At 44.3% G+C, this 9,869-nt stretch carries 13 protein-coding genes and 1 pseudogene; 8 read left to right on the top strand and 6 right to left on the bottom strand.

What is annotated here, in order from left to right:
* The coding region (locus LC574_RS11135) for a hypothetical protein (RefSeq protein WP_229453579.1) at positions 1-1,168 on the bottom strand (1,168 nt) is incomplete at its 3' end.
* A 483-nt stretch (positions 1,169-1,651) separates the two neighbouring features.
* Positions 1,652-2,110 (bottom strand): hypothetical protein, encoded by a 459-nt coding sequence (locus tag LC574_RS11130; RefSeq protein ID WP_229453578.1) that lies wholly within the window; start codon positions 2,108-2,110, stop codon positions 1,652-1,654.
* A 63-nt stretch (positions 2,111-2,173) separates the two neighbouring features.
* Here LC574_RS11130 and LC574_RS11125 point away from each other — a divergent pair, with 63 nt between their 5' ends.
* A complete protein-coding gene (locus LC574_RS11125; protein ID WP_229453577.1) occupies positions 2,174-2,329 on the top strand; it encodes a hypothetical protein in 156 nt (51 codons plus the stop codon).
* Positions 2,330-2,353: 24 nt separating this feature from the next.
* On the top strand, positions 2,354-2,524 hold the full coding sequence (locus LC574_RS11120) for a hypothetical protein (RefSeq protein WP_229453576.1): 171 nt from the start codon (positions 2,354-2,356) through the stop codon (positions 2,522-2,524).
* Between the two features lie 127 nt (positions 2,525-2,651).
* Here LC574_RS11120 and LC574_RS11115 read toward each other — a convergent pair.
* Both LC574_RS11115 and LC574_RS11110 read right to left on the bottom strand, forming a co-directional pair.
* Positions 2,652-2,825 (bottom strand): annotated as a pseudogene (locus LC574_RS11115) (four-helix bundle copper-binding protein); the annotation flags it as partial.
* Positions 2,826-2,859: 34 nt separating this feature from the next.
* The gene (locus tag LC574_RS11110) at positions 2,860-4,050 is read right to left on the bottom strand and encodes an aminotransferase class I/II-fold pyridoxal phosphate-dependent enzyme (RefSeq protein WP_229453575.1); all 1,191 of its coding nucleotides are present in this window, start codon (positions 4,048-4,050) and stop codon (positions 2,860-2,862) included.
* A gap of 221 nt (positions 4,051-4,271) precedes the next feature.
* On the opposite strand from LC574_RS11110, the gene LC574_RS11105 reads away from it, so the two are divergent.
* The 6 genes from LC574_RS11105 (at position 4,272) to ribD (ending at position 9,285) form a co-directional block, all read left to right on the top strand.
* Complete coding sequence (locus tag LC574_RS11105; protein ID WP_229453574.1) at positions 4,272-4,871, top strand: MBL fold metallo-hydrolase; 600 nt, start codon at positions 4,272-4,274, stop codon at positions 4,869-4,871.
* 48 nt (positions 4,872-4,919) lie between these two features.
* Positions 4,920-5,087 (top strand): hypothetical protein, encoded by a 168-nt coding sequence (locus tag LC574_RS11100; RefSeq protein WP_229453573.1) that lies wholly within the window; start codon positions 4,920-4,922, stop codon positions 5,085-5,087.
* A gap of 114 nt (positions 5,088-5,201) precedes the next feature.
* A complete protein-coding gene (locus LC574_RS11095) occupies positions 5,202-6,464 on the top strand; it encodes an NAD(P)/FAD-dependent oxidoreductase (RefSeq protein WP_229453572.1) in 1,263 nt (420 codons plus the stop codon).
* An 80-nt stretch (positions 6,465-6,544) separates the two neighbouring features.
* Positions 6,545-7,081: a DoxX family protein gene (locus tag LC574_RS11090; protein WP_229453571.1), complete on the top strand. Its 537-nt coding sequence runs from the start codon at positions 6,545-6,547 to the stop codon at positions 7,079-7,081.
* 199 nt (positions 7,082-7,280) lie between these two features.
* Positions 7,281-7,826, top strand: a complete 546-nt coding sequence (locus LC574_RS11085; protein WP_229453570.1) for a GNAT family N-acetyltransferase — start codon at positions 7,281-7,283, stop codon at positions 7,824-7,826.
* Between the two features lie 220 nt (positions 7,827-8,046).
* Positions 8,047-9,285: a bifunctional diaminohydroxyphosphoribosylaminopyrimidine deaminase/5-amino-6-(5-phosphoribosylamino)uracil reductase RibD gene (gene ribD / locus LC574_RS11080; protein ID WP_229453569.1), complete on the top strand. Its 1,239-nt coding sequence runs from the start codon at positions 8,047-8,049 to the stop codon at positions 9,283-9,285.
* A 42-nt stretch (positions 9,286-9,327) separates the two neighbouring features.
* Here the strand turns inward: ribD and LC574_RS11075 are convergent, their stop codons facing one another.
* On the bottom strand, positions 9,328-9,546 hold the full coding sequence (locus tag LC574_RS11075; RefSeq protein ID WP_229453568.1) for a hypothetical protein: 219 nt from the start codon (positions 9,544-9,546) through the stop codon (positions 9,328-9,330).
* Positions 9,547-9,605: 59 nt separating this feature from the next.
* A complete protein-coding gene (locus LC574_RS37945; RefSeq protein ID WP_267871493.1) occupies positions 9,606-9,740 on the bottom strand; it encodes a hypothetical protein in 135 nt (44 codons plus the stop codon).
* Positions 9,741-9,869: the final 129 nt, after the last annotated feature.

Raw genomic sequence — 9,869 nt, 5'->3', positions numbered from 1 at the left:
GTAGATCGTAGGCTGGTTTGTTTAGGAATTTGAAACCGGTAACGTCTTGAGTACCATTGTTGACTGCCTGTGCAATTGGATCTGTGTAGTACCAGCCAACATTGGTAGCTTGTTGCCAAGCTGTTGGAGTTATCGGCACTACAGAGTAGCCTTTCCACGTTAGCGTGATTGAGGCATCTGTACTTGTTCCTTGTGCCTTGGACATATCGTAACTGCCACCAGCTGTTGTCGTAAATGTAAGCCAAGAGCCGACAGAGAAACCAGCTTGCCCTTCGATGCTGACACTGACACTCCCTCCAGATGCCTGCGAGGTTGTCATACCAAAGCTGATAGTGTTGTTGCTGTCTAGGTCGTTCTGGATAGCTGTCTGGGCTTTGGAAATGCTGTAGCCTACTTGTAAGTTAGGCGACACTGCCCCAGTATTTGCATTGACGGTCTTGATCCCGCCATTAGAGTCAGAAGGAGTTTTAGTGTTACCTTGCAACTGGGCAATAATCCAAGACCCCTGCTGTATCTGAGTCTGAAGCCCGATGACCGGTTTCATGAGATTCAGGTAAATCGAGACATCCGAGATAACCTGATCGGCACCTGGAGGTGAGTAGGGGAGTAGATCTTGCAGATTTCGCGCATTTACCATTTGCTGGTAAGGCAATGGAGGCTTATTTGCTGCCTGATTACCGCTCCACTGCCCTCCCAAAACCACGTTGATAATGTAGTCAACCTTATTGCCAACAATATACTGCCCGTATTTCGTTGCTGCATCTTGCAATTGAGCGTCTGTAATTTGACCATAAGAGGTTTGAAAATCTGTGACGATTGTTGCACCTTGGGTCGCAGCATCGCTTTGAGCTTTGTTTAATGCTGCTTGGTCATTTTTGCTTAGCGTAAACGCAATACTGGAGATTACTTGGGTGTAAGCATTTGGGAAGCCTCCTGAGCCAGAAAGCTTAGCAGTCCCTGGCACATCACCCGGTGATATGTTCGCGCTGATGTAATCAAAGGTGCTCTGGTTGAAGACCTGGCTTGGGTTTTGGTAATACCAGAAAAAGTCACCTTGAGAGGGAAACTGAATTGGATAAAGTGGGGATTTAAGGGTATCTTTAAGCGCCGCCATAGCTTTTGCTTGTAAAGCGGAATAAAACTGCTGTCCACCAGTAGTATCGGACATAAATGATTCTCCTGTTAGTTAATGAAGTTCACAAAAACGAGGTTGGAAATATTGATTGCCAAGCCAAGCCAATATTTTTAGAGTTCCTTGCAAGCCAACATGAGGTTTATAGTTAGCTGAGAATATATACTGGCATGGGAGCGTATAACAAAATTGTTCAGCCTCATTTTATAGACGTTTCCTTTTATCTATTTCTGAATTTTTAGAGTTAGCTCCTAGTTTTTGCGATCCAATCAACTAGACTAAATTTTGGTCTTTTGTGCCTACACTTCATTTTTTGGCATCAATTGACGGGTGGATTCAGGCGACAATGGGCTACCAAACCTTTACAAACCTTTGCAGAAGCCTTAGAAGCATTTCATACCGCAGTAGAATTTCGCTTTGTTCGTTGGTTCAATACGTATATCGATGTATTTGCCCTTCACAGAGCCAAGTCTGGTTATATTTGGGCTTATAAATTTATAAAGTTCCAATAAGACGATACTAAGGAGGAGAGCGGGACGATCGCACAAATTCTCCCCATCCTTTCCCTACAAGAGGCTGTTGTTGCATCCTCTGCACCGCCAAATAGAAATTACTCCAACTTCGAGTTTCTTCATCAAACTGTGCCAAAGCCAAAATCGGTGCAGACCAACTTTCACACAGCGCCGCCTCAACGCAGTGAGAACCATATCTCTTTACCTCTAACTTCTCATCAGAGATCGCTGCAATAGGAGCCGACTCAGAGTGCTGCACTGATAGTGTTACCTCCTTCGGTTCTTCACCAACAACAATCTCCACTTCCTCCACCGCAACGGATAACGTTACCGTCTCGCCCACAATCGGTTCAACTGCCGCATTCCTCTGGGACTTTTCCCTAATTGCAGACTCTGTTGCATCTAAGGTTGGCGTAACCGATAAATCCCTATCAGTCCCATCCTCCCCTATAAAATATCCCCTCAACTCCTCTCGCAGAATAGCCCGCGCCTGCGAGATGCGCTTGCAGACATTCTGGTAGGATATATCTTGCTGTGTGCTGCTTTTAACGGCTCTGCTATTGGTTTAGATACCATTAGTGACTTCAATAGATCCCAAGGTGACAAGATTGTACTGGATAAGACTACTTTGAGTGCGATCGCTTCTAATCCAGGAAGTAATTTAAGTAATACTAACGCTTTTTAAAGTATTGGTTTAGACCTGCATCAATTGACAATTTTAGAGGGCATCAGCAGTGTACGGATTGTCTACGACGCTGTGAATGGGCGCTTATTCTACAACCAAAATGGCATATTGTCTGGTTTTAGCAGTGGTGGTCAATTTGCCACACTCGCTGGTGCGTCGGCTTTGACAGCCTCAGATTTTGTGGTGCAAGCGTAGTTCCATAAAAGTGTGAGCAATGCTAATTCTTTGATTAGTTAAGTCTTTACTTCAAGCGCCCAGATGCAAAGAATCTGAGCGCTTGAATATTAGGTTGCAGAGAAACTTCTGCTAGATTGTCGTGGAATTATGCGGGCATCATGTGCATACTTTTGCAAGACTCTGCACACTTACGGCAAGCAGCAGATTCCATCATTTTCGCGTCATCGCTCATCATCTCACAAGCCATTGCAGTGCGATCGCACATTTTTGCACACAGCATACAAGTGCGTCCCATGAACTCAGAACCGCTCATCATAACGAACCGCAGAGGGCGCAGAGAGAAGAAATTAGTGTTAGGATGTAGGTTGTAGAGTTGATTGCAATTTGAGTAAGCGATCGCTCGCTGTTTGTAATGTCTCGGGTCTTTTGCTGAAGCAAAATCTGATCAATGAATGCCCTTTTTCTGGTTGGCTAAAAAAGCTGGAACCGGGAACTACGGCCACACCAATATCTTTAATTAGATGGTAAGTGAATTCAACATCAGTTTTGTAGCCGAATTTGGAAATATCTGCAAGAACGTAATAGGCTCCTTTGGGAACGAAATAGGGAATGCCAACTTGATCTAGAATCTGTAAAATGCTGTCTCGTTTCTGGTGATAAAGTTTGGCTAGTTCTTCATAATAGGATGGTGGCAGTTGCATGGCAGCAACTCCGGCTCGTTGCAATGGTGCAGGAGCGCCAACGGTGAGAAAATCATGGACTTTGCGAATGGCTCCTGTCAATTCGGGGTTTGCCAGAATGTAGCCGACTCGCCATCCAGTGACGCTGTAAGTTTTGGATAAACCGTTAATAGTAACGGTGCGTTCTTCCATGCCGGGAAGGGTCGCTAGGGCAATATGTTGAGTGCCATCATAGAGAATATGTTCGTAAATTTCGTCAGTGAACGCTAACACATCCCATTTTTGACAAAGTTCAGCAATTAGGGTGAGTTCTTCACAGGTGAAGACTTTACCTGTGGGGTTGTGGGGTGTGTTGATAATAATAGCTTTGGTATTGGCATTGAAAGCTTGACGCAATTGTGCTTCATCAAATGTCCAATGGGGGGGATGCAGTGTCACGTACCTGGGTATAGCACCAGCTAAAATCGCATCGGGGCCGTAGTTTTCGTAATATGGCTCAAATACAATTACTTCGTCACCGGGATCAACTGTCGCTAACATCACAGATGCCATTGCTTCTGTGGAACCGCAAGTGACGGTGATTTGGGTTTCGGGATTGATATCTAAGCCGAGATACCAGTGGACTTTATTCGCGATCGCATGACGAAATAAGCGATCGCCCCAAGTAATGGCATACTGGTTGACATCTGCCTTTATTGCCTCACAAGCTGCCTGTTTCAACTCCAAGGGACACGAAAAATCAGGGAACCCCTGCGCTAAATTCACCGCACCGTGTTGCAGTGCAACTCGCGTCATTTCCCGAATCACCGACTCTGTAAACTGTTCTGCCTTCGCTGAGATTTTCTGCCACCCAATCTTACTCACCCCTATACCTCCGTTGATCTCTATTGCGGTTACGCAGGAATTTTTCTAACCCAGATGAAATCCATAATATCGATTAATTTATCGTAGTATACTCAAATTCCAGATTCAGAGGAAGGATTAGGGAGATGAGGAAAATAACCCAATGCCCAATGCCCTTATTATCTATATACTTAATTATTGATATTAATAGTCAATTACTGAAATACTGATCCAGAATCATCATGAAATCTTTGCACCGTCCCGATCTCTATAGCTGGTCTAATTTCAATCCGGCAAGAAATATTGATTTCAATGGGATTGCCTGGATTCGCCCAGATGGCAACATCTTGATTGACCCAGTAGCCCTATCAAACCATGATTGGAATCATCTGAAATCCCTCGGTGGTGTAGTTTGGATTGTGCTGACGAATTCTGAGCATGTCAGGGCAAGTAAAGAAATTGCCGATCAAACCTATGCTAAAATAGCTGGCCCCGTGGCAGAAAAAGATACTTTCCCTATACCTTGCGATCGCTGGCTGTCTGATGGTGAAGAGTTCGTACCTGGGTTAAAAGTAATTGAACTCCAAGGCTCGAAAACTCCCGGTGAATTGGCTCTGTTACTGGAGGAGACGACTTTGATTACAGGGGATTTAGTCAGGGCACGCAAAGCAGGTAGCTTAACTATATTACCAGATGATAAGCTGCTGAATCGAGAGGAGGCTATTGCTTCGGTTCGCAGGTTGGCTCAACTGAGTCGGGTAGAAGCAGTGCTGGTGGGGGATGGTTGGCCCGTCTTCCGCGATGGACGCGATCGCTTAAAGGAACTTGCAGCGACGCTGTAAGTTGAAGAAGAATGCAGAATTCTGAATTCTGAATTCTGCAATCCTTGAGTGGGGAATTCAGACCTATTTGATCTAAGTACAGTTTTGCGTAAAAGCGTAGCGTTTTTAATCCAGGGGAAGGCATTGGCATTGTCACCCGACACATTGGCATTGTCACCCGACACATTGGCATTGTCACCCGACACATTGGCATTGCAGGGTATTGCCTTTGATTAATTCGCTACGAATTAATGAAATGCTGTACTAAGTGCTGATGGCACTATCGATAATTTGTTATCAATATATTGAGAGTTAATAACTTGGCTGGCTAGCTAAATCAAGAGGGGAAGAATGAACAGTCGCCGCGTTGTCATTGTTGGCGCTGGATTTGGTGGGTTGCAAGCTGCCCAATCTTTAGCTGATTCTGGTGCAGACGTATTGTTAATCGATCGCAACAACTATCACACCTTTGTACCGTTGTTGTATCAGGTTGCGACAGGTCAATTAGAACCTGAGTACATTGCTTACCCTATCCGCACGATATTACGGCGATTCTCTTTTCTGCGAAATAAGTCTAAAGTTCAGTTTTTGATGGCTAAGGTTGAGCAAATTGATTTTTTGGGGCAAACTGTTGAAACAGACAGTTGTTCAATCACCTATGACTTTCTTGTGCTGGCAACTGGAAGCCAAACCCAGTTTTTGGGAGTTCCTGGAGCTTTAGAATATGCTTTCTCGATGAGAACATTAGAAGAAGCAATAGCAATCCGAAATCACATTTTCTCTTGTTTTGAGCGAGCTATCCAAGAATCTGATTCATCACGACGCCAACAACTGCTGACTTTTACCATCGTCGGCGGTGGCCCAACGGGTGTTGAGGTTGCAGGTGCTTTCGTTGAAATGCTTCGAGGCCACTTGCGTCGAGATTATCCGACACTTTGGCAGCAAGTGAGGTTGATTCTCGTGCAATCCGGCGATCGCTTATTGGCCGATTTGCCAAAGAAGTTGGGAACTTACACCTACAAACGATTACATCAGCTAGGAGTGGAGGTTTCTCTGCAAACAAAAGTGACTAGAGTGACTTTTGAATCTTTACATTTACAAAACGATGAGGTAGTTCCAACTGCAACCGTTATTTGGACTGCGGGGTTAGAGGCGAATTATCCCACAACATCAGAGGAGGTATCTTCAGCAACTAAGGGAAAGTTACTTGTTCATCCCACTCTACAATTGCTAGAGCAATCGAATATTTATGCCATTGGGGATCTGGCATATATGGAACATAACGGTAAACCATTAACTGGGGTTGCACCAGAGGCACTTCAGCAGGGTGTTGCTGTAGCCCGAAATATTCAACGGCAATTTCGAGGTAAATCACCAGAGCATTTTAGCTATTTCAACAAGGGAAGATTAGCGATTATTGGCTGTTATTCAGGTGTGGGAAAAATTGGTGCATTTGCCTTTACAGGATGCTTGGCTTGGCTGATGTGGCTAGGAGTTCATTTAGTATATCTTCCTGGCTATCGCAGTCGTTTTTTAGTATTACTTACTTGGCTTCACACTTACTTATTCAGCGATCGCTCAGTTCGCTTAATTATATCTATGAAAAAACGTTAGCTCTCAAAACCGCTAAATCCTTCCTAATTTCTGCAATTTCAATCAATTACAGTCGGCTTACCATAGTTGGAGTTCAGGCAATGAATGAAAATAGAACCCACATTAGTCTCAAATCAAAGGATGTTGCGATCGCCTATTTGTTGCTGCGAATTCTCATCGGTGTGAATTACTTTAATCACGGATTCACTCGCATTTTTAACGTCCCAGGATTCGCTGAAGATACTGTCAAACAACTAGCAAATTCTTATTTCCCAGAATTTCTGGTGAGGATAAACTCTTACCTAGTGCCTCCTGTAGAGTTAATTGTGGGCGTGTTAATCACACTTGGGTTAGCAACCAGAAGCGCTTTAATTGTTACCTTTGCCCTGATGATCATTCTGAAGTTAGGGGTGACATCGATACAAAACTGGGGTGCAGCTACTTCCATGCTTTCTTACGGGATTGTGCTGTTTATTTTGCTCGCAGGTAGCAGCTTTAATATTTACTCCCTCGATCACTGGAGAAAAAAGAAACAAAACCTTGCAGACTCAGGAGCGGATCGTGAACAAGGTAAGGTCAACTTCTTTAGGAATAACTTTTGGATAAAACGTCGGCTACAGCATCGTTTACTTAAGTAAAAGTTACTACTTAGGGGATGGTTGGCCCGTCTTGGGCGATGGAAGCGATCGCTTAAAGGAACTTGTACCAAGGCTGTAAATGGTAGGATAGCACAGCTAGCTGTACTATCCTACAGGAGATTCTGGTTCAAATAAATGAAAAAGGCTATAGGAAGAATTGTAATTTAAAACCTTTTCAGCAATCAAACCGGATTCCTATATGTTAATTGATGTGACCACCTGGTACTTAGAAATGCTTGAGCCAAGTCAGCTTCGTCCTACTTTTTCAAGCAATCCAAAACTTACGGTCATCCGTGCTGAAATTCCATGCCCTGAGTTAAATCGCTTTTTATACCAAAGCGTAGGTGGCGACTGGTATTGGATAAACCGTTTAAACTGGAGCTACGAAAGCTGGTTAGAATACCTAAACCGTCCAGAACTCCACACCTGGGTAGCATATCTTTCAGGAACACCCGCAGGCTATATTGAGCTAGAAGCACAACCAGGCGATAACGTTGAGATTGCCTACTTCGGTCTACTACGACAGTTTATCGGGCAGTCTATTGGTGGACATTTACTGAGTGTTGGTGTAGAAAAAGCTTGGGCGATGGGAGCAAAGCGAGTGTGGGTTCATACGTGCAGCTTGGATGGTAGTCATGCACTTGCCAATTACCAAGCAAGAGGTTTTCAACTCTACAAAGAGGAAATCTATCAGCAGGAACTACCAGAGAAACCGATTGGGCCTTGGACTGGTGCATCTGGTTGAAAGATTTGTCTGTGCAGGGAGCGGCACAGGCAGGAATGTTGATATCTCCTGACTAGAAGTGGATAGTTAACGCTACAGTTGAGTGAAATATCACATAAGCTGAGATAGCCAATAATAGCGCCTGGATTTAACTCTATTTAATTATCAGGAGCAAAGCGCGATTCTCCTGTGAAAAGGCTGTGCGATCGCGTGCAGAATATTTACAGTGTTGCCTAAAATTATGGATAATTCCCCAGTAGTCGCTCAAGCAGATGCATCCTTAGCAAATTATACTCAGGAAAATATACATCTAGTGGAGTCAGCAGTTGGATTGAATTCAACACCCAAGGAAAAGATCGGAAGTGACTTTGACTCTCGCATGATGCTGCGGTGTTTGGAACTTGCTCGCCGCGCTTTAGGACGGACTTCGCCAAATCCGCTAGTGGGAGCGGTGATTGTCAAGGATGGCGAGATTGTAGGCGAGGGGTTTCATCCTCGTGCAGGCGAGCCTCATGCAGAAGTGTTTGCCTTAAGAGCAGCAGGTGTTGGCGCAGCCTCTCCCCAGGAGAATCGCGCTCGTGGTGCAACAATCTATGTCAACCTAGAACCTTGCAATCACTATGGGCGTACTCCCCCTTGTTCAGAAGGATTGATCCAAGCAGGGGTGGCAAAAGTGGTGGTGGGGATGGTTGATCCCAATCCCCTAGTAGCTGGAGGTGGTATTGCCCGTTTACGTGCGGCGGGGATCGAGGTGTTGGTAGGAGTAGAAGAATCAGCTTGTCATCAGCTAAATGAAGCTTTTGTGCATCGCATTCTCTACAAACGACCTTTAGGAATTTTAAAATATGCCATGACTTTAGACGGCAAAATTGCTACTACCTCTGGTCATAGCGCCTGGGTGACAAGCAAAGAAGCCCGCAGTGAAGTACATCAACTGCGAGCGGCTTGCGATGCAATAATTGTCGGCGGTAATACAGTCCGACAAGATAATCCTTACTTAACCACCCGTCAGGTGGAGGCACATAATCCCCTGCGGGTGGTGATGAGTCGCCATCTCAACTTACCGGAAAATGCCCATCTGTGGCAAACTGCGGATGCTCCAACTTTGGTGTTGACAAAGAAAGGTGCTAATCCCGACTTCCAAGAACTGTTGCTCAAGCAGGGGGTGGAGGTGGTGGAATTAACATCACTTACACCAGATAAGGCTATGGCGTACTTGTATGAGCGGGGTTTTTGTAGCGTCTTGTGGGAATGTGGTGGAACTTTAGCTGCTAGTGCGATCGCTCAAGGAGCAGTGCAAAAAGTCTTAGCATTTATTGCCCCGAAAATCATTGGTGGTAGTATTGCTCCCACACCTGTGGGTGATTTAGGTTTTACTACCATGACTGAAGCATTGTCTTTAGAACGTGTTCGTTGGCGTGTAGTTGGCTCTGACTGCTTAGTGGAAGGTTATTTTCCCCAAAAAGCCAATAGTCAATAGTAATAACACTTGACTATCAATCAATTTATCGTGATTTTGCTATCATGAACACTGACGTTCATGGACAATATCACGTATAAGGGCTAGCCGAGATTGAATGTAGTGGCACAGATAATCAGTTTCGTTAGAATCTAACAACACTTGTGTTTCGGTTTGTTTTACTAACCACTGCACCAAGCTAGCATCATCCAGTTGTAAGAGGAGCTTGGCTTGGGCAGTTTCAACCACTGACCAAAGCTGACGCATGATTGTAGGAGTCATCAGACCTCAATTGAATAATTAGCTTTGCTGTCTTTAGATTACACAATTACAATTGCACTTTACGACATGAATGTAGAAGCTGAGACAAGTATTATTAAAAAGTTAATAATGGTATTTATAACTTTATGAAGATTAAGAATTTGAAACTCAGTTTGAAAATGGGCATTGGGCATTGGGCATTGGGCATTGGGCATTGGGCATTGGGGATTAGTTAAGACTCATCATTTAACTAATGACTAATGACTAATGACTAATGACTAATGACTAATGACTAATGACAAACTTAACTAACTTTGAAAGCCTCGACAGTCTCTTGTAACTGA

The sequence above is a fragment of the Nostoc sp. CHAB 5715 genome, from assembly GCF_020829685.1.
Taxonomy (GTDB): domain Bacteria; phylum Cyanobacteriota; class Cyanobacteriia; order Cyanobacteriales; family Nostocaceae; genus Nostoc.
This window is presented reverse-complemented; position numbering and strand designations above follow the sequence as displayed.